Annotated in this window: 25 protein-coding genes; 3 read left to right on the top strand and 22 right to left on the bottom strand. The window is 39.5% G+C overall.

From position 1 onward, the window contains the following. Positions 1 to 5: 5 nt before the first annotated feature. Genes J0656_RS18650 through J0656_RS18670 form a run of 5 tightly spaced genes read right to left on the bottom strand, consistent with a single transcriptional unit; the run spans position 6 to position 5,570 of the window. Positions 6 to 1,511, bottom strand: coding sequence for a sugar ABC transporter ATP-binding protein (locus tag J0656_RS18650; protein WP_207036635.1), 1,506 nt, complete (start codon positions 1,509 to 1,511; stop codon positions 6 to 8). A 16-nt stretch (positions 1,512 to 1,527) separates the two neighbouring features. Continuing rightward, entirely contained in the window at positions 1,528 to 2,619 is a 1,092-nt protein-coding gene (torT, locus tag J0656_RS18655) for a TMAO reductase system periplasmic protein TorT (protein ID WP_207036636.1), read from the bottom strand. A gap of 51 nt (positions 2,620 to 2,670) precedes the next feature. Beyond that, positions 2,671 to 4,023 (bottom strand): acetyl-CoA carboxylase biotin carboxylase subunit, encoded by a 1,353-nt coding sequence (locus tag J0656_RS18660; protein ID WP_207036637.1) that lies wholly within the window; start codon positions 4,021 to 4,023, stop codon positions 2,671 to 2,673. Between the two features lie 2 nt (positions 4,024 to 4,025). Further along, positions 4,026 to 4,271, bottom strand: a complete 246-nt coding sequence (locus tag J0656_RS18665; RefSeq protein ID WP_207036638.1) for an acetyl-CoA carboxylase — start codon at positions 4,269 to 4,271, stop codon at positions 4,026 to 4,028. Between the two features lie 24 nt (positions 4,272 to 4,295). Further along, on the bottom strand, positions 4,296 to 5,570 hold the full coding sequence (locus tag J0656_RS18670; protein WP_207036639.1) for a hypothetical protein: 1,275 nt from the start codon (positions 5,568 to 5,570) through the stop codon (positions 4,296 to 4,298). A 264-nt stretch (positions 5,571 to 5,834) separates the two neighbouring features. Here J0656_RS18670 and J0656_RS18675 point away from each other — a divergent pair, with 264 nt between their 5' ends. The 3 genes from J0656_RS18675 to bioA all read left to right on the top strand — a co-directional run bounded on the left by J0656_RS18675 (position 5,835) and on the right by bioA (position 8,087). Continuing rightward, positions 5,835 to 6,302, top strand: coding sequence for an Lrp/AsnC family transcriptional regulator (locus J0656_RS18675; RefSeq protein WP_207036640.1), 468 nt, complete (start codon positions 5,835 to 5,837; stop codon positions 6,300 to 6,302). A 68-nt stretch (positions 6,303 to 6,370) separates the two neighbouring features. After that, on the top strand, positions 6,371 to 6,658 hold the full coding sequence (locus J0656_RS18680) for a YciI family protein (protein ID WP_207036641.1): 288 nt from the start codon (positions 6,371 to 6,373) through the stop codon (positions 6,656 to 6,658). Positions 6,659 to 6,797: 139 nt separating this feature from the next. Then, positions 6,798 to 8,087, top strand: a complete 1,290-nt coding sequence (gene bioA / locus J0656_RS18685) for an adenosylmethionine--8-amino-7-oxononanoate transaminase (protein WP_207036642.1) — start codon at positions 6,798 to 6,800, stop codon at positions 8,085 to 8,087. A gap of 96 nt (positions 8,088 to 8,183) precedes the next feature. On the opposite strand, the gene J0656_RS18690 is transcribed toward bioA, so the two are convergent. The 17 genes from J0656_RS18690 to J0656_RS18770 all read right to left on the bottom strand — a co-directional run bounded on the left by J0656_RS18690 (position 8,184) and on the right by J0656_RS18770 (position 21,332). Then, a complete protein-coding gene (locus J0656_RS18690) occupies positions 8,184 to 8,486 on the bottom strand; it encodes a hypothetical protein (RefSeq protein ID WP_207036643.1) in 303 nt (100 codons plus the stop codon). 5 nt (positions 8,487 to 8,491) lie between these two features. Continuing rightward, positions 8,492 to 8,848 carry a nuclear transport factor 2 family protein gene (locus J0656_RS18695; protein WP_207036644.1) on the bottom strand — a complete coding sequence of 119 codons (357 nt, stop codon included), beginning with the start codon at positions 8,846 to 8,848 and terminating at the stop codon, positions 8,492 to 8,494. A 4-nt stretch (positions 8,849 to 8,852) separates the two neighbouring features. After that, positions 8,853 to 9,554: a class I SAM-dependent methyltransferase gene (locus tag J0656_RS18700; RefSeq protein WP_207036646.1), complete on the bottom strand. Its 702-nt coding sequence runs from the start codon at positions 9,552 to 9,554 to the stop codon at positions 8,853 to 8,855. A 15-nt stretch (positions 9,555 to 9,569) separates the two neighbouring features. Next, positions 9,570 to 9,995, bottom strand: coding sequence for a DUF1330 domain-containing protein (locus J0656_RS18705; protein ID WP_207036648.1), 426 nt, complete (start codon positions 9,993 to 9,995; stop codon positions 9,570 to 9,572). 2 nt (positions 9,996 to 9,997) lie between these two features. Next, positions 9,998 to 10,519: a hypothetical protein gene (locus J0656_RS18710; RefSeq protein WP_207036650.1), complete on the bottom strand. Its 522-nt coding sequence runs from the start codon at positions 10,517 to 10,519 to the stop codon at positions 9,998 to 10,000. Then, positions 10,519 to 11,040: a TetR/AcrR family transcriptional regulator gene (locus J0656_RS18715; protein ID WP_207036652.1), complete on the bottom strand. Its 522-nt coding sequence runs from the start codon at positions 11,038 to 11,040 to the stop codon at positions 10,519 to 10,521. Before J0656_RS18715 ends, J0656_RS18710 begins: the two co-directional genes overlap by 1 nt. A 134-nt stretch (positions 11,041 to 11,174) precedes the next feature. Next, positions 11,175 to 12,764, bottom strand: coding sequence for an acetolactate decarboxylase (gene budA, locus J0656_RS20245; protein WP_237688993.1), 1,590 nt, complete (start codon positions 12,762 to 12,764; stop codon positions 11,175 to 11,177). A 33-nt stretch (positions 12,765 to 12,797) separates the two neighbouring features. Further along, positions 12,798 to 13,799 carry an aldo/keto reductase gene (locus J0656_RS18725; RefSeq protein WP_207036654.1) on the bottom strand — a complete coding sequence of 334 codons (1,002 nt, stop codon included), beginning with the start codon at positions 13,797 to 13,799 and terminating at the stop codon, positions 12,798 to 12,800. 19 nt (positions 13,800 to 13,818) lie between these two features. Beyond that, positions 13,819 to 14,826 carry a zinc-dependent alcohol dehydrogenase family protein gene (locus J0656_RS18730; protein WP_207036656.1) on the bottom strand — a complete coding sequence of 336 codons (1,008 nt, stop codon included), beginning with the start codon at positions 14,824 to 14,826 and terminating at the stop codon, positions 13,819 to 13,821. Positions 14,827 to 14,898: 72 nt separating this feature from the next. Beyond that, on the bottom strand, positions 14,899 to 15,801 hold the full coding sequence (locus J0656_RS18735) for an AraC family transcriptional regulator (protein WP_207036658.1): 903 nt from the start codon (positions 15,799 to 15,801) through the stop codon (positions 14,899 to 14,901). Between the two features lie 37 nt (positions 15,802 to 15,838). Beyond that, the gene (locus tag J0656_RS18740) at positions 15,839 to 17,290 is read right to left on the bottom strand and encodes a type IV secretory system conjugative DNA transfer family protein (RefSeq protein WP_207036661.1); all 1,452 of its coding nucleotides are present in this window, start codon (positions 17,288 to 17,290) and stop codon (positions 15,839 to 15,841) included. After that, on the bottom strand, positions 17,287 to 18,321 hold the full coding sequence (gene mobB, locus J0656_RS18745; protein ID WP_207036663.1) for a MobB family relaxase: 1,035 nt from the start codon (positions 18,319 to 18,321) through the stop codon (positions 17,287 to 17,289). Before mobB ends, J0656_RS18740 begins: the two co-directional genes overlap by 4 nt. A gap of 1 nt (position 18,322) precedes the next feature. Then, positions 18,323 to 18,859 carry a BfmA/BtgA family mobilization protein gene (locus J0656_RS18750; protein ID WP_207036665.1) on the bottom strand — a complete coding sequence of 179 codons (537 nt, stop codon included), beginning with the start codon at positions 18,857 to 18,859 and terminating at the stop codon, positions 18,323 to 18,325. Positions 18,860 to 19,260: 401 nt separating this feature from the next. Further along, positions 19,261 to 19,458, bottom strand: coding sequence for a hypothetical protein (locus tag J0656_RS18755; RefSeq protein WP_207036667.1), 198 nt, complete (start codon positions 19,456 to 19,458; stop codon positions 19,261 to 19,263). Between the two features lie 12 nt (positions 19,459 to 19,470). After that, complete coding sequence (locus J0656_RS18760) at positions 19,471 to 19,920, bottom strand: JAB domain-containing protein (RefSeq protein WP_207036669.1); 450 nt, start codon at positions 19,918 to 19,920, stop codon at positions 19,471 to 19,473. A gap of 73 nt (positions 19,921 to 19,993) precedes the next feature. After that, the gene (locus tag J0656_RS18765; RefSeq protein WP_207036671.1) at positions 19,994 to 20,329 is read right to left on the bottom strand and encodes a single-stranded DNA-binding protein; all 336 of its coding nucleotides are present in this window, start codon (positions 20,327 to 20,329) and stop codon (positions 19,994 to 19,996) included. Positions 20,330 to 20,924: 595 nt separating this feature from the next. Then, positions 20,925 to 21,332, bottom strand: coding sequence for a hypothetical protein (locus J0656_RS18770; RefSeq protein ID WP_207036673.1), 408 nt, complete (start codon positions 21,330 to 21,332; stop codon positions 20,925 to 20,927). Positions 21,333 to 21,493 lie beyond the last annotated feature (161 nt).

The raw sequence follows: 21,493 nt of genomic DNA on the forward strand, positions 1-21,493 counted from the left end.
TCGTATTAAAAAAAGTTGCTCAGAATGTTGTTTTCTGTAATTTGATCTCCTTCAAGTTCCGCTGTGATATGTCCTTTTGAAAAGACTAAGACCCTGTGGGAAAGATTGATTACCTCTGGAAGATCTGAAGAGATAACAACAACGGCCTTGCCTGCTTCTGTCAATTCCTTGATAAGAAGGTAGATTCCCGATCGGGTTCCGACATCGACACCTACCGATGGTTCATCAAGAATGTAGATGTCGTATTGCGAAACCAATCCCTTTGCAAACAATATTTTCTGTTGGTTGCCTCCAGAAAGGTCGGCTGCAGATTGTTTCAGATACCTTGATTTTAAATCTGATTTTTGGGAAGCCTGTTTCGTTATGGATTGCTGCCTAGCAGTGTTTACCAATCCAAATTTTGAAAGTATGTCTTTTCTGAACAATACATTGGTCTTAATATTGTTCTCGGTTTTGGCCAACAATTGCAGCCCCTCTTCCTTCCGATCCGGGGGCAGGTAAAAGATGCCATTCTTGACCAATACTTTTGTAGCTTTCCTGAATAGGTCGGTTTCGTCCTTTAACACAGTTCCACTTGTGGCAGGATAGAGCCCCATAATACTTCTCCACAATCTGGACTTACCACTACCCACCAATCCGGCAATCCCCAATACTTCCCCAGATTTGACCTCCAAGGTTATGGGCTGCAAACCCTCGGCTTGAAATTCCTTCAAAAGCAGTAATGGTGTATTCGTTTCCTGCTTTATTATGGGAGGATAAATTTCTGCAATGGCTCTACCCGCCATTGATTCTATCAAATCCTCATCAGAAACTTCATTTAAATTAAAGGTGCCTATCAACTCCCCATCACGTAATACCGTTATACGGTCTGCAATTTCCCTGAATTCTTGAATTCGATGTGAAATGTATATAATACCTACGCCCTTTTTCTTAGCACCATGTACAAACTCAAATAGCTTGGCGACCTCCTTGTCCGTTAGAGAAGCTGTGGGTTCATCAAGTATCAACACTTTGGCATCCGCTTTGATGGCCTTGACAATCTCTACCATCTGTTGTTCGGCCCTAGACAGCTCTGAAACCTTTTTTCTGATATCGATATCAAAATCAAGTCTTTTGAAATATCCTTCTGCCTCCTTTAAACATCTGGTCTTATCCAAAAAACCATTTTTTAAGGGTTCATCCCCAAGAAATATATTTTCGGCAACCGTTAAGGTAGGAACCAATGAGAATTCCTGAAAGACGGTTCCAATACCACTATGTTTGGAATCATGTACAGAATGAAATGCAACTTCTTGTTCAGAAACTTTAATGGTACCGGTAGTCGGTCTATGGACCCCTGCTAAAATGGCCATCAAGGTAGACTTACCGGCACCATTTTCACCAAACAATACATGAACCTCGCCCTCTGATAGATTAAAATCCACATTTTTTAGAGCATAGAAACCATGGAAATTTTTAGAAATACCCTCCATGACCACCAAGGGCTTTGTATGTACTGTTCCAGTTGTCATTTTATTTTTTCAGGTTTTAGTTAATATTGAATTCCGGTTTATAATTAACAGGAGGGAGAATATCGGCCCTAGGAATATCATTAATATTATCCTTATTGACCACTACGATTTTAGGCCCCACATGTTTTATATAAGGTTTGCCTTCCAATATCCTTACTGCCTGATCTATGGCAAACCTTCCTTGAAGCACCATACCACCAGCCGGAGCGGCCATGATGAATCCACGTTCAATACCGGTATACACCCCTGGTGTCATATAAAAGGCAAGTAGGTTGACTTTGCCCACAAGATTCTGTTCCCTTATAAGTCCTTGGGCCGCCTCTGCGGTCACTGCGGTTCCAGCTATATATTTTACATCCGGGTTACTCTGTAGTACATCTTCCACCAATTTCAACTGTACTTCTTTTCCCGTATCACCGAATTTTGGTTCTAATATTTCAAGTGCAGATCCGTTAACGGCATCCATAAAACCACGGTGGGCCGCTTCTACCCATGCCGCACCTGCAGGTCCGGGAAACCAACCTACTTTTACAGCTTCGGATCCTGACGGATGTTTCTTTGCCAAGAATGCTCCTGTTTCATATCCCATGGTATAAAAAGAAACTAGGGACTTTGCCTTAATATCAGAGGAAGTGACCCCATTGACCAAATCGATAACTGGGATGCCCTTATCCGATATTTCTTTTATAATATTATTCAACCCGTCTCCAGAGATGGCACCAATAACAACCGCGTCGGCACCACTGGCGACACAGTCTTCGATTTGCGAAATCTGTCGGTTAAGATTGGTATAGCCTCCAGCTTCCACTAGATTCATCTGCACTCCCATTTTTTTGGCCTGGTCGCTTACCCCGTAATTTACGCCCAACCAATAAGCATCCTTCATATGAGGGAAAGACACGCAGATTTTCCATGGTTTTGTCGCCTTGTCCAACGTTGTATAGGTAACATCCTTATTGGTTCCATCTGCTGAGAATGCAGGGGTCACCTCACTAGCGGCATAAGAACTTGGCTTCGCCACTTCTTCAGTTTCGGAACTTGTTTCTTTTGTTTCTTGACTTTTGGGTTTCTCTTTACACGAAAAAGCGCTCAAAAGTAGTGTTAGCATTAATAAGCTTTTTGAAATATGTGTTTTCATTTTATTTGGTTTTAGTTATAATTAATCTTTGCTATCAAGCATTTTCATTAAAAATTGCGTATCCACCGACCCCTTAATGACATCTTCATTTTCCGCAAGTTGTGCATGCAATGGAATCGTGGTTTCGATTCCTTCAATGGATATGTTTCTCAATACCTCTCTCAACCTTTTTAAAGCATCTTCCCTGTTATCCCCAAGGACAATCAATTTCCCGATCAATGAATCGTAGTACATAGGAATAGTATAGCCCTCATAAATAAATGTATCGAACCGAATCCCAGCTCCTTCAGGTATTGACAGCTTCTCAATTTTCCCCGGACAAGGCATGAAATTCTTGGTGGTGTCTTCTGCATTGATTCTACACTCTATGGCATGTCCTTTGACTTTTACATCTTCCTGTTTTATTTCCAAAGGCATTCCTCCTGCTATTTTAATCATCTCGGCCACTAGGTCGATTCCGGTAATCATGCCTGTAACTGGATGCTCCACTTGAATCCTAGTATTGGTTTCAATAAAATAGAACTCTTGTGTATCGTTGTCATAAACATATTCAACAGTACCCGCCCCACGATAGCTTACCTTCTTGATAAGCTCCACGGAGCTTTTATGCATTTTATCAAGTACATCTTCAGGAATCCCTATGGCCGGTGCCTCTTCCCATATTTTCTGCCTACGTCTTTGAATGGAGCACTCTCGTTCATAGCAATGAATAAAGTTCTCTCCATCCCCCAAAATCTGTACTTCAATGTGGCGGGCTTTTTGAATGTACTTTTCAATATATAATCCTCCATCTCCAAAAATTGCCTTAGCCTCATTAAAGGCCACTGAGTACATAGTCTTGAGTTCTTCTTCGTTGTTGACAATTCGAATTCCCTTTCCACCTCCGCCTGCCAAGGCTTTAACCATTAAGGGGTACCCTATATCCTTTGCTACTTTTATGGCTTCGTCAAGGTCTTCCAACCTCCCATCACTACCGGGCACGGTAGGTACACCCGCCTCTTTGGCCAATTGTCTGGCCGCCACTTTATCGCCCAATTTTCTGATGGTGGCACCTCTTGGTCCAATAAAAATGATTCCGGCTTCCCTAGTGGCATCGGCAAAATCTGCGTTTTCAGAAAGAAAACCATATCCAGGGTGTATGGCATCGACTTTTGCCCTTTTAGCGGTTTCTACCAATAAATTGATGTTCAAATAGGATTTGGATGCCATTGGAGAACCAATATTGATTGCTTCATCGGCCATCTTAACGGCCATCGAATCGGCATCGGCATCACTGTAGACCTGAACGGTCTTCAAACCCAATGACTTGGCCGCCCGGATAATCCGAACTGCTATTTCCCCACGATTCGCTATTAATATCGACTTAATCTTCATAATCAATCAACTTCAATTATTGCCAGTACCTGACCTACCATGACTAACTCCTCATTTTCCACTTCATAGCTGACAAAAGTGCCCACATGTTCAGATACTATTTGGTTATAGGTCTTCATTACCTCAATAAGACAAATGATGTCGTCTTTCCTCACAGGGTCCCCTGGCTTTTTGTAAACTTCACTGTCCGGCGAGGACTTCGTATAAAAAACACCTGGCATTGGCGCCGTAATCTCTATCTTGCTCATATCCTTTTGTTTATTAGTTTAAATTTAAAATGCGAAGTAGCCTCCCAACGAGAAAACATTTGCCTTAGGGGCAAATACTCGATGCCTGCTTTGGATAGTGAATTCAGATTTCAACACTAGATTGGAAGTAACCGCATAGGAAATACTATTGGTCAACCTATCTGCACTATCACTATATTCAAGGGAATTTCCATTAATCTGATCCTTCACCCTACTAGATCCATAATTAACACCTAAAGTCACAGGTGACTTTGGAATTGCATAGGTAGCTTGGGCATAAAACCCGTCCGACTTGACCTTTTCTACTTCAGACCCTACAGCTATTGCAGGACCGAACATAAGTCCGGCATCACCCATTCCGTCGGTCGTGTAGTAATAACCGGACAAGGTAAGGCCCTTCAAGTTTAATTTCATAAATGCATCTATACCAAAAGCGTTTAAATCGGCATTGGTTCCATTATCCGCGATTTCTTGTGAAATGAAAGCGCTACTGAAATAAAAACCACCATCCTTGAACGGCTTGTTGAACGCAAACTTACCGTGGACTCCCACATTTGACGGATTGTTTGTAAATCCAAAAGGGTCTCCAAAGGCTCCATAGATATCAAAACTTGAAAAAGGATCATAAATCCCTAAAGACAGGGTTGATGTCTTGTTAAAAAAAGCTGGGGTAGTATAATTTAATTGGGCTATCTTATCCACAAAAATATAGCCATACCCCACACCTGCGAGAGTAGTATTTCTTGGAGTGTTAAATGAATAATTGGCACCTATCCCCAAAATACTTTGGTCATAGATAATGGCATCTAAAGCAAACATCCCAAAACCTCTTCCTATAAAAAAGCTTCCGCTTTTCGGTGTCGCCACGTTAATATAAGCTTGCCTTACTTCGACAGATGCAAAGCCAAACCCTCTTGACTGTGGTAAAGAGGCATCCACACCGCTATTTGATAGCCCAAAGGCCAATTCAAAATTACTTGTAACCGTTAAACCGCTTTCAGAAGTATATTGTGGCGTAATGGACACAGTGGCTTGATTGATCCCATTTCTGATAGAGTGAAAGGTTTCTTTTTCTACACCAAATTCAGCATCCTCTTTTTGTGATGTAAGCACATAATATGCGTTTACTTGTCCCGAAAACTTGACCTTCCAATTGTCATTTACTTTTAATTGTAAACCCTCATAAGGTTTTGGCTCCTCCGCCTTCGACGCTTCGTCTTCTTGCCCGTAAGAAACGTACCCTGATAACACAATTACGGATACCATAAGAAATTTTAGTTTTTTAATTTGAGTTCTCATAATCATACTAGTTAGTTAATAAATTTTGCAATTATTTCTCAAATAAAACTAAATTTTATCATTTGACCAAACTAAAATAATATTTTTTGCATTTAAATGTTGATAAATGATATTTTTTGCAATATTTTAGAGACCTGGAACAAATAAGAGTATTAAGCATTGTGGATGATTATAGGCTTATGGGAGACTTATACCCTCCAACGCTGCACTTGATCGATTGAGCGTTTAAAGAAACCCTTATGTATTCCTATTAAACTATATTTGATGAATAAATACCGAAGAAAAATGAGCGAAGAAATTCAACTGGATGACTTGGACTTTTCAATAATAAAGCACTTGCAAAAAGACGGACGCAAATCCTTTACCGAAATTGCCGATGAACTTAATGTAGCCGTAAGTACCATTAGGAACAGATACAATAAACTTCTTGAGGAAAATGTCCTTAGAATAATCGGTCGCGCAGAGCCTGAAAAAATGGGGTTACACTCTTATTCCCGGATTATGATTGCCGTCAAACCTGCCGACAAAACGGGAAAAGCCCTTGAAAAGCTAAAAGAGATTACCGAATTGAGCTTCCTTGCACAAACATCTGGCAAATACAATATAGAGCTCAATGTCATGTGCAAGAATAATAACCACTTATTAAAAACAGTAGATAAAATCAACAGTATTGAAGGGGTAAGCAAGTTGCAAATCACAAGCTATCTCAACGTATTGAAATGGGGACAATAGATAAAGGTCCAAATGCTATTCCAATGGACCAAGGGTTTTCAAAAACTAGGCTTTAAAAAGTAGTTTAAATGTTCATTATTAATTTGACATATAAAGCTGAGGTAAAAAAAATTGATCAGTTTCTTGACGAGCATATTGAATTCCTAAATGAACAATATGAACTGAAACATTTCCTAGCTTCAGGGAGGAAGGTTCCTAGAACAGGTGGAATAATCTTATGCAATATTAAGTCAAAATCCGAATTGGAAAGAATTATCGAAAATGATCCGTTCAAAAAAAATAAATTGGCAGATTACGCATTGGTTGAATTTGTACCCAGCAAAACTTGCGAGGAATTAAAGTTTTTGATGGAATAAAAAAGTACGAACATAAAATTCTGGTTTCATCAATTGATTGCGGTTTTGGACTATACTGAACCTCACATAATTAATACTTATTTAGGCATCTCCTATAAATCAGTTCACTATCCATACATATAGTAAAAGCTTAGTCAAAATGAACATTAACAGTATACTTGAATACGACAAAGAACACATTTGGCATCCCTACTCTTCGATGGATAACCCTATACAGGTTTACCCTGTTAAGGATGCTAATGGCTGTACGATAACGTTGCTTGATGGAAAGGAATTGATTGATGGAATGTCATCGTGGTGGGCGGTAATCCATGGATACAATCATCCTAAACTAAACGCTGCAATTTCTGCTCAACTAAAAAAAATGGCCCATGTGATGTTCGGTGGTTTGACACATGAGCCTGCCGTACTATTGGCAAAAAAACTGATTGATTTAACCCCAAAAGGATTGGAAAAAGTATTCTTTTGTGATTCAGGGTCAGTATCAGTTGAAGTTGCCCTAAAAATGGCATTACAATATTGGCATGCCCTTAAGCAACCAACCAAGAATCAATTTGCGACCATTAAATCAGGTTACCACGGGGATACCTGGAATGCCATGTCCGTTTCCGACCCTGTAACAGGTATGCATAAAATGTTTCATGGGAATCTACCTATACACTACTTTGCTGAACAACCTAAAGTTAGATTTGGGGAAAAGTGGAATGAAAAAGATGCCGTACCACTCATAAATATTATTGAAAGACACTCTGACACATTGGCCGCCGTTGTTTTGGAACCAATAGTGCAGGGAGCCGGAGGAATGTGGTTTTATTCTCCCAACTACCTAAGAGCCATAAAAAAAGCTTGTATAAAATATAACGTCTTATTGATTTGTGATGAAATAGCCACTGGCTTCGGAAGAACAGGTAAACTTTTTGCCTGTGATCACGCCAATGTATCTCCAGACATTTTATGTTTAGGCAAAGCAATAACCGGTGGCTATCTAAGCTTTGCCGCTACCTTGACCACAAAAAAAGTATCCAATACCATATCGCAGGGCGAACCCGGAGTTTTTATGCATGGCCCAACATTTATGGCAAACCCACTGGCCTGTGCTGTAGCTAACGACAGTATCGACTTGCTTATGTCCTCCAACTGGAAAGAAAAAGTTTTTCAAATACAGGAACAACTTGACTTGCAACTTTCTACCTGTCTCGAATTAGAGCCAGTGAAAGATGTGAGGGTTTTAGGGGCAATTGGCGTAGTTGAACTACATCAACCTGTTGATATGGCCCAAATACAAAAACGATTTGTTCAAGAAAGGGTCTGGATTCGACCTTTTGGAAAATTAGTTTATGTCATGCCTCCTTATATTATATCCAATTCTGAACTATCAAAGCTAACAACAGCTATTTATACAGTGATCAGTGAAATTGTCATTGTTTGAATAAGTAAACTTCTGTTCGAATTTAGTTTGTCCATTAAATCTTGATCTTCTTTGGATGACCTTACTTTTATTCTCTATACATTTCAAAAAATGTACTTAAATTTTGGTTCCTTTTACTAAAAAAGTCGATTTGATAGCTTCTTCTTTCAAATACATAAATTCTTCCCTCCGTGGGTCTTTTAGGAAGTTCTTAAAATCTTGTTCTAATTCAAAAGAAATAAAATGTATTTCATAGGGCTGTTCTTCTTCATAAGAGACGAATGATTCTTTACCTGGTCTTATCCGGTACACCACTTTGCCATTATAATCAGCCATTATAGGAATTGCTATTTCTTCAAATTGATGAAAAACAGCTTCCTTACCTTCTTTAACGAAAATTAATTGTGTTAGATAAATCATTGGAATTAGGAATAATTTACGGTTGCTTTAATAACTTTTGAGTCTTCATTGAACGTCATCATTTCAACCACATTCACATTACTGCTTTTGCTTAAGTAGTATATTGATATTGTGGTTACTCCACATAGCACATCGATAATTTCAAACTCCAAATCCGGATTCAACTCCAAACCCCAAGTCCAATATTCTTTTACGGCTTCTTTGCCTTTAATTAAGCCATCACTTTTGGGAAATCGTTGCTTTGCCAAAGGCGACTCTATTTCAAAATCTTCGGTATAATGACTTAATATTAAGTCTATATCATGCGAATTCCATGATTCAACCCATTCCCTAGAAAATTTAAGGGCAAACTCTTTATTCATGCTCTTATTCTTTTATGCAGATATACGCTGCAATTAATCCTAATTCTACTTTTTTGGATGTGATTTTAAAACCGGAACGACTCACTAATCCCTCCAGAATCCAATCATAAGTTGAAAACTCTTCTTTGAAATGGATTTCGGCATCTTCTTTTAAAAAATCACCTCCCATCTCCGTTTGAGCATCAATAAAATTTTGAATGTTCACTAAAGAATTTTTTTCTGAAATAACAACATCTTTAATGTATAAGATGCCTCTTGGCTTCAACATATTATACATTCTGTTAAGGGCTATCCCTTTCCAATAATCCGGTAAGTGATGGAATGAAAAAGTGGTCGTTATGTAGTTTACCGAGTTATCTTCAATTTCGAAATTGAGAAATCCCGAGTGACAAAATTCGATGTTATGGATATCTATTTGCGTTGCCTTTTTCTGTGCATAATGCAACATTTCTGTAGATATGTCAACTGCATAAACCTTATTGCAGACCTTGGCACTTTCAATGGCGAATATGCCTGTTCCACATCCAAAGTCTATTAATTTATCCTCTTGTGAAGGGTTTAAGGTTTTCAATAAATCAATACTTTCCTGGTATATATCACGAAATTGGGCATGACTTGATTCATATACATCAACCTCAGATTGGTCTGCATAGTCTTTACCTATTTGTTTGAATTCATCGAGAAACCAATTTTTGGAGATGTTCATGATTAATCTATTTTTTTAAGGGGTGCTTATTTCATTACTTGGTAATAACCTTGAATCTTCCAATGCGGCAGCTCTATGGCCAACATTGTCAAAATATGCTTCGCTTTTAGAGAACTCCATAAAAGTCTCAACGGATTGATGTTCAACCAACAAAACAGCATCCCATTTTTCGAATTCAGGTCCAATTAGGAAGCTCTTACTCTTCCCGTAAAATAGTATGCGACTATTCTTTTTATTCAGTTCTTCAATTGTATTGCCCATGTATATTTTATAAGCCTCTTCCCCTGAAATCTCATCTTTAGGTTTCAAAGATTCAAAATCAGTATAGTCCGCTTTTGGTTTGAACTTTAATAGATTGAGCATTACAATCTTTCCTTTTCCAATGAAGTTCATATAGAATTCTTTGCCTGCATTTTCGGTTGCATCAATGTATTTTTCCATAATTAATTTGTTTTACGCTCAGGTATTAGTTCTTTGCTTATTCTATGGATTACAACCCAATGGATTATCCATAAAACCAATCCTATGACTCCAGATATTTGTCCCGTAATATTTGGGATAAATGAGAATAATTGGGCAACTGACCACCCTATACCTAATGTTAAACCAAAATCACCGAACCGTATCAGATTCTTATTGGTTTGCATTTCATTTTTTAATGAATGGGCGACATCAATTACAATGAAGAAATCTTCTATAAAATTGAATGGTATTAAATACATAAACCAAACACTGTTAGGTTTTCTGGTTCTGTTCTCAGGCTTTACTTTTCTCAATACATTTTGTAAAGACCTACAATAAAATGCAATGGCTACGAAAAAAGCCATAACCAATAAAATACTCGGAATTGTACCCAAATACTTTAATTCATTTAAACCTCCAGAAATTTCTCCTTCCTGAAAATACGGATGTGCAACTATGAATAATAATAGTGCTGTTAGTATTACTTTTATGGTAGCATTCATTATGCGTATTTTTCGATTAAATATTGGAGTACTTTCTTTAGATTTTTTGGATTTGGATTCGTTACATATTCCAGGGTAATACCATCTATGGTGGCCAATAAAATTTCTGCCTCAATTTTGGCATTCTCCTTAAATTTATTTTGCAACAAACCCGAAAACAGTTCCAACAATTCATGCTTCTGTTTATCTAGTAGCGCACTTATCTTTGAAGGTGTTTGCGGATGTGCTACCAAAAGGACGCAAAGCCTGATTATTTGGGTGTTTTTAATGAGGCTTTTAAAATACATTTTAAAGAAAAAACGGAAGTCTATATCCTCTCTTTCCAATAGTTTGGAGGTCATTTTGGTAATTGTATTCTCAATGGTAACCACCAATAGGTCTTCCTTGTTTTTAAAATGAGTGTACGTTAGCCCCTTAGATACATTTGCTCGTTTCGCTATTTTATCTATTGAAGTTTCGGCGTACCCATTACTTGCAAAAAGTTCTAAAGCTGCTTGGATTATTTTTTCTTTATTATTCATATGACTGACCGTTCAGTCACAAATATAAGCTATTATAAAACTAACGACCTAATTATTTGGCTTCTTACTTAAAAAGAAAAATTGCACCTCTATAAAAGTGGCTTTGAGGATTGATTATCATGATTTCGTCCTACCTATTCCTTACCTTTTTCTACCTTCTCTAGAGCTTCATTGTCCTTTTTGCTGAAATTGTAATTCTTGAAATTGGCATCGAAGGGAACATCGAGCTTAAAATCCTGTAATTCGTCTATTTCGATTTTTAAATTTTGTCCGATGAACTCCAAAATATGTCCTCCGGATTTTCTGTCCTCGGAAAGAAAATGAAAATGGAAACCGGAAGCATTGATTCCGTTCAGGTAATCGGGCAGTAAAAAACCTACCAATGTTCCATCAATATCGCGGTATTCGAAAAACTCCTGTCTGTCCAATATATCAGATAGTTTTGGATGAGGCTTTTTGTCCACTGGAGGGAATGCCCTTGTTTTTATGTATTTAAAAGAACCTGATATTTGTATGGCATACATTCCATTTTTATTTGATAGCCTACTTACTATATAATCCAACGTTGCAGCTTTATCCTGTTGCCCATCTTGAACCAAAATATTTTCTGGGGCAAAGAAAGTGACGGAGGCAAAAGATGTTTTATGGTCATTGGGCAGTTTCTTGGTTTCACCTGTAGAATTGGTTTGATATGCTTGTCCGTCAAGCATTGTCAGTTCCCCGTCGAGCATATCGGGAGCTCCCAGACCAAAATCTCCATTCAGATATAATGATTTTATGGGAAGGGAGCCCTCATAAAGCCCACCTATGAATCCATCTATGACCCCATAGTTGTACAGTGTATTGGATTTTTTTTCGTTTTCAATTTGTGATAATGGAGAAACCAATAAGCGGTTGTGCAACATTTGGGGCATGTAAACCTTAGATGTGACATGGTCGAAATAGATATCTGCTACACTTTCTTCTACGAAATAAAATTTAGAGGTCTTGGCGTCCAAATCGTAAACCCATAGTTTCCCTTTTCCATTGGTTGGAAAGGTTATCCAATCGGAAATCAATAAATGGCTGTCATCTACCCATTCTATACCATCATAAAAGCCATTTGTAATATTTGGTAGTCTATAGAAATTGTTTTCTGATTTAGAGTAAAGGTATATAGCCCCCTCCCCGTAATTAACTCCATTAGTGCATACCACAAGCTGTTCTGTGACTTTATTATAGGCAATACCATTTACAGTAGGTATATGACCAACAATTTCAACAGATTTTTGTTTTAGACCTATGTTGTATATGGTGCCGGAAACGGTTTCTGTGACTCCAATAAAGTCTTCATTCATTAAACATATATCGTTGAGCAATTGTGCGCCATCTATTTTCAGCTCGAATACTGTCTTTCCATTTTTCAGGTCAAAGCCCACAATTCTATCAAGGTCGGCCACATAAAGAATATTCTTAGCAATGGCCATTCCTTTGGGGGCATTCAACACTCCATCTTTGGGAAGAAATTTAAGGTCAATCAATCTTCCGTCAGCTGAAACTTCACTAATAAATCCGTCGCCGTCTTTATTCATAAAATCCTGTCCTTGGTTGGATACGAAAAAGCGACTGCCATTGGATACTACACTTTCTGGCATCGAAAATCCATTGGTAACTTGCTGTGAGTATATTTTAAATCCAAAAAGGATTATCAAAAGGATGATGCTGTTTTTGCTTTTTATTTTCATATGAATTCTAGTTTTTAAAAAGTAGCAATTCGATTAATTGTTGACCAGTTTCAGCGCTCCTTCACTATATCTTGCTCCTATATTAGGGTATTTGGATACAATCGCATCTATTGCCTGAAGTTCATCAGTAGTGAGGTCAATAGCTACTGCCAACGCATTTTCTTCAAGGTATTTCCTTTTTTTTGTCCCTGGAATCGGGATAATATCTCTGCCTTGTGCCAAAACCCAGGCTAAGGCCAATTGGGCAGGAGTGCATTCTTTTTCCATAGCAATTTGTGCAAATTCGGTAACGAGTCGATTATTGTTTTCGGCATATTCTTTTTGATAACGGGGCAGAGTTTTTCTGAAATCGCCATTTTCAAATGCTTCGACTTTTTGGGTGTTGGTAACCAAGCCCCTTGCCAAAGGTGAATAAGGAACAAGTGATATACCAAGTTCTCTTGTCGTGTTTAGAATTTCTCCCTCCACATCTCTTGTCAATAAAGAGTATTCGCTCTGTAAGGCAGCAATAGGATGTACTGCATGTGCTTTTCTTATAGAGTTTGCTGAAGCTTCGCTTAAGCCCAAGTACCGAACCTTGCCCTCAGCCACTAAATCGGCCATAGCCCCTACCATATCTTCTACAGGAATATTCGGGTCGATACGATGGGCATAGTATAAGTCTATTGCCTCGATTTTTAAGCGTTTAAGGCTCTGTTCCACGGCTTCCTTTACATATTTAGGAGAGCCATCAAAATAAGTGGTTGGTGTACCACTAACCCCCGCAATACCGTCCTTAAAGCGAAATCCAAATTTGGTTGCAATAAAAACTTTATCCCGATTAGGTGTCAGTACTTTTGAAATCAATTTTTCATTAGCTCCATTGGCATACATATCGGCGGTATCCCAAAAATTAACCCCCAAGTCCAGAGCTTTGTGCAAAGTGGCCATACTTTCTGTATCGTCGGTAGGTCCATAAGCAAAACTCATTCCCATACATCCCAATCCTAAAGCAGATAGCGCTTCTTCCGTATTTCCTAATTTTCTGTATTTCATCTGTTTATTTTTATTCGTTTTATAGTTTGATTACAATTTTCCCGAATGCTTTTCCTGATTTGAGCTTCATAAAGGCTGCCTGTGTTTGCTCTATTGGGAAGACACTATCTATTACGGGTTTTATGTTGTTCTTTTCAACGGCATTTACTAGCTCGTTAAGCTCTTGTGCGCTTCCTACGGAATACCCTTGCAAACGGATATAATTCATGATAAGTGGAACAATGTCAAACGTCAGTTGGCTTCCCGATAGAAAGCCAATAAGGCCTACATAACCGTGTTCTTTCACGGAAAGTATACTTTGCTGAATTGTTTCATTTCCACCTACATCCAATGTCGCATCCACGCCAATGCCGTGGTTCAGGCGTTTTACTTCATCACTCCATTGGGGAAAATCTTTGTAGTTGATGACTTCATCCGCTCCCAAGGCTTTGAGCATTCGTTCCTTTTCTTTGCTTCCGGTAGTCGCAATCACCTTTAATCCAAAAGCTTTGGCAATCTGTAAGGCAAATAAGGAAACGCCTCCACTTCCCTGAACCAAAAGGGCTTGTCCTGCTTTGATATTGGCTTGCGACACCAAACTTGCCCAGGCTGTAAGACCGGCTACCGACAAAGCGGCTGCTTCTTCATCCGTGAGATTTGTAGGCGTGCGAACTAAAGTGTTTTCTGGTTGAACGGTAAATTCGACCAATGTTCCTGATGTCTGCATGCCTGTCCTTAAAGCATTATGATATGGGGTAATTTGTCCAGCTTCCCATCTCGTAATGAATGGGATGATGACACGGTCACCTTTTTTCCAACGGGTAACATTTTTGCCTACTTGTTCCACCCTGCCCACTCCTTCAGAAACTGGAACGAACGGAAGGGGAATGGTAAATCCAGCAGTGTTTTCTGTTAGGATAAGGTCAAGATACTGTAACGAAGCGGCTGTAGTTTTGACCAGTACATCATTCTCACCAATATTAGGTGTCGGTATATCTGTTAGTTTTAAATTATCTATACCATAATTATCTAATTGTATTGCTTTCATAAATTAAAATTTTATGAAGCAAAATTAGATATGGTAATTTTTTAAAAATTATTTAAATCAAACAAATAATTATTAAACAGAAACTATCTCCTTCCGATATTGTAAAGGAGATTGCGCAGTCTGTCTTTTGAAAAAAACATTAAAATTGGGTGCATGTTCAAATCCCAAACAATAAGCTATTTCCGCAATATCCCAATTACTGAACTGCAACAGGGCCTTAGCTTCTTTTAGCATTCTTTCTGCTATTAATTCAGTAGTGGTTTTTCCTGTTGTCTCTTTAAGGGCCCTGTTTAAATGGTTGGTATGGATATTTAGCTGAGTCGCAAATTCATTGGCATTTTTCAATACAATAATTTGACTAGGTGCGTCTATCGGGTATTGTCTTTCGAGTAACTCAAAGAACAGTCCTGTTATTCGTTCGGCAGCATTGGCAGGCTTGTAATAGGCCTCTGCTGGCTGTATTTTCATTGCCTCGTGCATTATTATCTGGATATAACTCCTTAATAATTCATATTTATTTGCATACCCAGACTGCATTTCTTTCAACATATTCTTGAACACATTGGCAAGTAAATCCATACTTGTTGAATCTGGGAAAAAGATATGGTCGCCTCCTGCCTTGAACAATGGCGATTTTGAAAGACTTTCATTTTTAAGGCTTTGGTTTACAAACTCCTCCGTAAACAAACAAAAATATCCGGTTTGTTCATCGCTATTGGCTTCCCATGAAAAAGGAACCAATGGATTCATAAAAAGCAAGGCGTTGCCATTAATGTCTATGGCTTGATCTGCCACGCCCATTACACCGCTGCCTTTGATTATTAGGGATATTTTATAAAAGTCTCTTCTGTTGGGCAGCAACGATGTTGTACTGCAAGCAAAGCCTCCTCTTTCAAAAACATTGAACTGCCCAACCTTTGAAAAGTCATGATTATGTATCTTATAAAAATCCTTTAAAGTTTCTTTAGTTTTCATTTTACAAAATTATGAAAATCAAACAAAACAAAAGCTATTAAGATTGTTTGGTACTTATTATTTCAGCAACTTGCCTATACTTTTTCTCAAATTGTAGGATGATTTCAGTTTCTGAGGCTTCCGTGTTTATTTGAGGTAATTTCTTTTGAGTATGTTGAAGAGTAAATTTCAATTTTTTGTCTTTACCATCTGCAAAGGCAATGAACTCCCCCTGTTTCAATCTAAAGAAAACATCCGCCCGTCGTTTGGATACTTCCCTTTCTCCTTTGGTGATACGGCTCTCAAAACTCAACCCACTACTTTTACTGATGCTCTTGGTCGGCGTTTTGATAATCTCAAAAAAGCGTTCATAGTATTTGGCCGTATCAGGGTCGTTCACCTTTCCAAAGAACTGATAGGATAGATTGCTCAAAATGACCTTGCTGGCCTTTTCACCATAAAGCAAATCATTCTGGATTTTGTCCTGCATCACATAGACCGTACAGATATCATAGCTGCGTAACGTTGCAGGGATACGGTGCATATTGGGCAATTTTAAGGTAGGGGCTTCTTCCATCAACAAAAAGGAAGAATCCCTATCTCGCACACTCATCTGTTTGATGATGGTATGCAATATCAGTGCGATTACGGGCGAATAGACCGCATCGTATTTTGGATGGTTGACCAAGGAAATGACCGCTGGATTTTTGGGATTGTTGATGTCCAAAGACACTTCATCTTTGGATAGTACATAGAACAGTTTTTGCGAACTGATTTTTTTAAAGGCATTGGCCAAGGTACTTTTTACCCCAGCGGTCTGTTTTTCCGATTCGATACCATTGATAAAGGCACTGGCCATACTTTGGGAGGTCAAATCCGATTTCAGGAAAGCGACCAACTTTTTGGTATTGAGCGATTGGAACAGGGCGATGATGTGGGGCAGGGTACAAAAATCAGGGTATGCTGTTTTCATCTTCCAAATCATACCGCTCAACAATCCTTCCACGGCATCGGAAAAAAACTTGTTGCTTCCGCTGTTTTCGGAAAGGTTCTGTTCCAATAGGTTTTCCATCAGTACCCGAGATACTTCATTGACACTTTCCTCGTTCGGCAAATACTTTGGAGCAATGGGATTGACCCGATAATGGATTTGGTCAAAGGCAATGGTATAGAATTTTATATTTTTCTCTCGGAACAGCGGATAGGCGATTTCGGTGAGTTCAAAATCCTTATAATCATGGATGACCCCACAAAAACCATGATTGCTGAAATGCTGTAAAAAATTATAGATGACACTTTTAGTTTTTCCACTTCCCGCCGAACCGATGATGGAAGCTCCCCGGCGGATATTATCGATTTTGAACCTACCGTTTTTCAGCTTGAAACGTACCCGGTACTTTTTATCCTTTGGCTTCTTTTCATCCGCAAAGAACAGTGCATAAAGTACCGTGCACCCGAACAGAACTGGCACGACAATATAAAGGGCGATATGTTCCCATTGCCAGTTCATATCCCGATGGAGCCTGATTCTATGGCCTTACCGATTCCCTTTTTCAGTTGGTTGATGGCCTTTATGGTGAGCTGGAGCTTGTTCGTAGGGATGCTCAATAATGCGGTATTCACCCCGGATTTTTGAAGCAATTTAAAGGCCACTGCCTTTTCATTGGTCGGCAATTTGGTAATCATGGAGAAATACAGTTTTGGGTCTTTTAAAAAAGTCTTACGGGCGGTATAGGTCTCCACGTAGTTGCGCCGGTATTTGAATAAGGTATCAAAGGTCTTTTCCGAGTTTTTAATGAAAGTATCCCTATCAAAACCCCGTTTTACGGACTTACCGTGCATGACCGTTTCCGAAGCTTTGTGCTTGCTCCCTGGGGAAAGGCTGAAACGGTTGCTTGCATCCTTACGGCTGACGATGATATGCACATGACTCTGCGGTCCCGGTTTTGCCATGCCCCGAACGATACGTTTGCCGTTCAATTGGTACGGGGCCGTTGCCTCCAATTTTTGGATTTCCTTTTTCAGTTTTCGGATATTGCCCGATTGTTGTCCTGCCTCGATGCTACGAATATCTTTCCGTAGTTCCAATATTCGTGTCGCATAGGGTTGGTTCTCCCGGATTTCCTTGTCCGTCCCTTTGAACGTGCGCTGCCGCTCCACCTTGGCATAGTACTTAATATCGTTAACGTTTATTGGCTTTCCATCAATTTCCCGGTTAAAAGCTTTGGCGTACTCCTTCATGGCTTCCCTTGTATAGCGTTTGAGGGCTTCTGGTGAATCCTGTATGGCTTTCAGTTCCCAGGCACTTGGGTTGAGGGTAATGGAATAGAACTTGGGTTCGGTCTTTTTAAGCTTGGCCGTGTTCCCGTCGATTTCCCTAATGACCTCTTCCGCGGATATTTCCTCCCCATATTGATTGAAAAAATGCTCCTGTTCTTCAACGGTCTTGCCCTCGTTTTCCTTTTCGAGATAGGAAACGAAGTCTGCGGCGCTTTGGGCATAGTTGCCATCAGTTTTTTGTGCTGTGATGGTGATGTACATCCTATAGTTCTTTTTTAAGTTTTTCAAATTCATCCTTCCCCATATCCAGTTTAAAATGCCCTTTGCCGAATGTTCCCTTTACATAGGTCAATTGTTCCATTACATTCTGCACTCGGTTTTTATACTGACCGAGCTGTTGCCGCATTTCCTCATAGCGGTTTTGGTAATGCTCCAGTTCCCTGTCCCTGCTAAAAGGTTCAGGTGTTCCGAAATCAAAGCTTTCTTCCGCTTCTTGATTTTCCACTTGGGACATTTCTTGGAACAAGGTGTCCAACATCACCTTGGTGGGCAGGGTCTGTTGCTTTTCGATGTTCTTCAGAATGGCAATGACGGCATTGATACGTTTGTTGGTACGGTTGTTATTGATGCCCAGGTCATCGTTGGGCGAAAGGTCGTTCCGTTCAAAAAAGTCCATGACGGCCTCCAAGGTACGGGTATGGGAATCCGACACCAAACGGGAAAATGCCCGAAAGCGTGCCGCTACTTCCTTTTTGATACTGATAGCGGAAAAACGATATTTTTGGTATGCATCTTCCATTTTTACTGTAAAAAATTCCCTGTTTATGGGTTGTCTGACCGCATTTACTGTAAAAGCCCTTAGCAATCAATCATTTACAGGATTTTAAATACTTGTATTTCAGAATCTTACAAATAATCAAATAACCGTAACACCGCTCTGCGTGTTACCCTCTTGCTTCTCCAAATTTCGTCCCGCAGGGACCAAAATTTTCCGAACAACCTGACTAAAAAGTCAGTTGCCTTTTATGTTACATCTCTATGGATTTGGTCATTCAAGGAAAGTCAAATCGCCCGATAATCGGAATTGTTAATGACCAAAAAAATGTTGCTGTCCAACGCTTTAAAGATACGGTTTTCAACTGGTTGCACATAAAAAAAGCCCATCATAATAAATGGGCCTGTTTGGTGCTGTTTGGTATGTCAGATTTTGAAAATATACCTGTAATTGTACAGATTCCGTATGGTTTCCTCTTCGATGAGTTCATCATAGTCCAATCGGTACTTTAGGGCATATTCCCAAAGTTGTCCGCCAAAACGCCTTATCACATCCCTTTTGGAAAGGGAACGGAGGTAGTTTTGGGTCTCCTCGTCCAGATTGTTATAGCTTAGTTCTATCATGGCCGAACGGTTTTAAAGGAGTCCATTGTCCGCAAAGCTGTAGTATTCCCCGTTAGGGGTCAATATCAAATGGTCGAGTACCCGTATATCGAAATACTGGGCAGCCTTTTTGATTTTCTCCGTCAGGTCGATATCCGATTTGGATACCTTTAACTGCCCGGATGGATGGTTGTGGCAAAGAATTATGGCGACAGTAAGACTTTTCAGTACTACGGCCATTAACAACCGTATATCCACAATGGTTCCGGTAATCCCTCCCTGGGAGAGTTGATAAATGCCCTTTACCTTATTGGCATTGTTGAGCAGGGCCACCTTGAACGCCTCATGTACCTCTATGGAATCCTTGTTCCAAAGGTCGAAAAGGAGTTCCGCCGCATCATGGGAGTTTTGGATTTTTTGCCATGCGGGGGAAGAAACATATTCCTTGTAGCTTATCTTGATTTCGTTAACTTTGTTCTTCATTGTCTTTGATTTAATCGTTAAGGGTGATGAAAAAGAGGGTGCTACTTTCCAAGGGAACACCCTCTTTGTCATTTTACTTATTGCCCATCAATAGGATTTCATCGGCTACCACTTCGGTAACATAGCGTTGGTTGCCATCGTCCATAGTGTAGGTGCGTGTCTTTAACTTGCCCACCACACCGATTTCCTTGCCTTTTTCAACATATTTTTCGATGATGTCGGCAACCTTGCCCCAAGCGACGACGGTATGCCAATTGGTATCGGTCTGTTTCTCGCCCTTTCCGTCTTTGTAGTTCTCATTGGTCGCCAATGAGAAACGGGCTACTTTTTTGCCGCTTTCAAGGTTCGTAATGGTTGGTTCCTGTCCAACGTTCCCAATCAGCTGTACATGATTTTTAATACTGCTCATAATGAATTGTTTTAAAGGCCTGCCTTGTTTCGGCAGACGGGGTTAATAAATCCCCTTTGGATTTCATTTCAATTGAATTTTAAGGGGTGTTTGTTTGATTTCTTGCGTGCATGGCACCAATGGATAAAGTGGGTTTTGTCAAGACTTTCGGGGAATAAATCAGGAGTATCTGCGACGTAGCAATCCGCCTTTTCGGCGGATTCAAGGAAGTAGAAACCTTATTTTTCACTGAAACCAGCCATGGTCTTGACAAGTTCCATAGGAGTATTAGCAATTCTTTTAAAGCCGTTCGTGATTTGAGCGTACCGGCAGTTAAGCGAAATGAGCGATCGGGTTTAATCTAGAATTGGTTATACTGTGCCCGTTTTTCGATGCCCCGAAAAACGGTAAAGGCTTTATCCATTATAAACCCCTTAAAATGTACAAGGCGGAGCTAGGTTTTTAGGGATTATCGAGCAAAGACCCAAGTAGGCTTTGCCGAAAATCCTGTAAAGAAAACCGAAGCTTTGACTTTCCGATTATAATCTGTTGGTATGAATAAAAAGAAAAACCTGCTCTTTTTGGAGCAGGCTTTCACATTGGATGACTTTTAAGATTAAAGCTCGAATTGTACAATCTCCTGTTCAATTTCGGCCTTACGCTGTTCCAAAGTGGACTGTAAGTGCGTAGTGACCAACTTTATCAGGTTGGAGTTGGTAGTCTTGAACTCCAAGTGCCTGGAATCCCGGATATGGAACGAACTCGAACCGTCCTGGTTGTAATTGAACTTGGTCAGCTCGTTCAACGTTTCCGTTAACCGTTCACGTTGCGTGGCCAATCCCCTGAGCTTCTCGAACTTTTGGATGCGGTCATCCAAGTTGATAACGGGCTTTTCAACCGTTACTTTCTTTTCAGGTGCTACTGTTTTTCCAATGGCCTCATTGGTCAACTTGTTCTGTACTTCCTTTTTAACGGTTGCAGTCTGTCTTTTTACTGTACCGTTCTGTTTTGCTTTTGTTTCCATGTTAATGAAATTTTAGATTAAACAATATTTGAGCACAGCCCAAACGGAAGACAAAATTTTGGAGCGGAAAGGAAACGGAATCGTTACTTAGCCGATAGAAATAATATTGTTGGAACAGATAGAGTTCTAACCTTAAATCAACAGTTCCACTTACTGCATTA

The sequence above is a fragment of the Flagellimonas aurea genome (assembly GCF_017313785.1).
GTDB classification, from domain to species: domain Bacteria; phylum Bacteroidota; class Bacteroidia; order Flavobacteriales; family Flavobacteriaceae; genus Flagellimonas; species Flagellimonas aurea.

Coding starts and splice junctions, on each gene's coding strand:
- J0656_RS18650 (WP_207036635.1), bottom strand. CDS start 1,511: ATGACAACTGGAACAGTACATACAAAGCCCTTGGTGGTCATGGAGGGT.
- torT (WP_207036636.1), bottom strand. CDS start 2,619: ATGCTAACACTACTTTTGAGCGCTTTTTCGTGTAAAGAGAAACCCAAA.
- J0656_RS18660 (WP_207036637.1), bottom strand. CDS start 4,023: ATGAAGATTAAGTCGATATTAATAGCGAATCGTGGGGAAATAGCAGTT.
- J0656_RS18665 (WP_207036638.1), bottom strand. CDS start 4,271: ATGAGCAAGATAGAGATTACGGCGCCAATGCCAGGTGTTTTTTATACG.
- J0656_RS18670 (WP_207036639.1), bottom strand. CDS start 5,570: ATGAGAACTCAAATTAAAAAACTAAAATTTCTTATGGTATCCGTAATT.
- J0656_RS18675 (WP_207036640.1), top strand. CDS start 5,835: ATGAATAAATACCGAAGAAAAATGAGCGAAGAAATTCAACTGGATGAC.
- J0656_RS18680 (WP_207036641.1), top strand. CDS start 6,371: ATGTTCATTATTAATTTGACATATAAAGCTGAGGTAAAAAAAATTGAT.
- bioA (WP_207036642.1), top strand. CDS start 6,798: ATGAACATTAACAGTATACTTGAATACGACAAAGAACACATTTGGCAT.
- J0656_RS18690 (WP_207036643.1), bottom strand. CDS start 8,486: ATGATTTATCTAACACAATTAATTTTCGTTAAAGAAGGTAAGGAAGCT.
- J0656_RS18695 (WP_207036644.1), bottom strand. CDS start 8,848: ATGAATAAAGAGTTTGCCCTTAAATTTTCTAGGGAATGGGTTGAATCA.
- J0656_RS18700 (WP_207036646.1), bottom strand. CDS start 9,554: ATGAACATCTCCAAAAATTGGTTTCTCGATGAATTCAAACAAATAGGT.
- J0656_RS18705 (WP_207036648.1), bottom strand. CDS start 9,995: ATGGAAAAATACATTGATGCAACCGAAAATGCAGGCAAAGAATTCTAT.
- J0656_RS18710 (WP_207036650.1), bottom strand. CDS start 10,519: ATGAATGCTACCATAAAAGTAATACTAACAGCACTATTATTATTCATA.
- J0656_RS18715 (WP_207036652.1), bottom strand. CDS start 11,040: ATGAATAATAAAGAAAAAATAATCCAAGCAGCTTTAGAACTTTTTGCA.
- budA (WP_237688993.1), bottom strand. CDS start 12,764: ATGAAAATAAAAAGCAAAAACAGCATCATCCTTTTGATAATCCTTTTT.
- J0656_RS18725 (WP_207036654.1), bottom strand. CDS start 13,799: ATGAAATACAGAAAATTAGGAAATACGGAAGAAGCGCTATCTGCTTTA.
- J0656_RS18730 (WP_207036656.1), bottom strand. CDS start 14,826: ATGAAAGCAATACAATTAGATAATTATGGTATAGATAATTTAAAACTA.
- J0656_RS18735 (WP_207036658.1), bottom strand. CDS start 15,801: ATGAAAACTAAAGAAACTTTAAAGGATTTTTATAAGATACATAATCAT.
- J0656_RS18740 (WP_207036661.1), bottom strand. CDS start 17,290: ATGAACTGGCAATGGGAACATATCGCCCTTTATATTGTCGTGCCAGTT.
- mobB (WP_207036663.1), bottom strand. CDS start 18,321: ATGTACATCACCATCACAGCACAAAAAACTGATGGCAACTATGCCCAA.
- J0656_RS18750 (WP_207036665.1), bottom strand. CDS start 18,859: ATGGAAGATGCATACCAAAAATATCGTTTTTCCGCTATCAGTATCAAA.
- J0656_RS18755 (WP_207036667.1), bottom strand. CDS start 19,458: ATGATAGAACTAAGCTATAACAATCTGGACGAGGAGACCCAAAACTAC.
- J0656_RS18760 (WP_207036669.1), bottom strand. CDS start 19,920: ATGAAGAACAAAGTTAACGAAATCAAGATAAGCTACAAGGAATATGTT.
- J0656_RS18765 (WP_207036671.1), bottom strand. CDS start 20,329: ATGAGCAGTATTAAAAATCATGTACAGCTGATTGGGAACGTTGGACAG.
- J0656_RS18770 (WP_207036673.1), bottom strand. CDS start 21,332: ATGGAAACAAAAGCAAAACAGAACGGTACAGTAAAAAGACAGACTGCA.